Genomic DNA, 558 nt, shown 5'->3' with positions numbered 1-558 from the left:
ATTTAAATTATCTTTATTAATTAAATAATTAGTATAATGATTAATTACTTTTTTATCATATGCTTTTTGACCTGTTTTAGGATCTAATACTGGAACTACTAATTTAGATATTTGCTCACCTTTACTTTCTAATTCTTTACGATTAAAGGGTAACAATTTATTAATATAATCGATATGATCTTGATAAATACTATCTGGATTAGTACTAGTAATTAATATTAATTTTTTATAATCACGAACTGCTTGCATAATAGCTTCTTTTTCTGATTTACTAAATTCATTTGCTTCTTCAAGTCAAATAATACATAAATCAGCACCATTTGCTCGTGCTGTACCTTTACCTAATACTTGCGATGAATTACTTTTTCTAGCACCTTGTAATTTAATAAAACTACCATTAGGAAATGTTCAAGTAGGTTTATTAAAACGAGCATTATATTGATAATGACCGCCTTTTCATTTTTTAGTAGGATTAAGGATTAAACCAACTTTATCTAATGCATCTTGAATATCTTGTTGCATTTCAGCAGTATCAGCACTATTTAATCTAAAACYATT

1 protein-coding gene is annotated in these 558 nt (G+C 26.0%); it reads right to left on the bottom strand.

The annotated features are described in order from the left end of the window. Positions 1 to 522, bottom strand: a 522-nt coding sequence (locus EHV01_RS06465; RefSeq protein WP_422066741.1) for a phage terminase large subunit, incomplete at its 3' end; no start/stop codon positions are given. Positions 523 to 558: the final 36 nt, after the last annotated feature.

This window comes from Spiroplasma sp. hy2 (assembly GCF_044714365.1).
Taxonomy (GTDB): Bacteria; Bacillota_I; Bacilli_A; order Mycoplasmatales; family Mycoplasmataceae; genus Spiroplasma; species Spiroplasma phoeniceum.
This window is presented reverse-complemented; position numbering and strand designations above follow the sequence as displayed.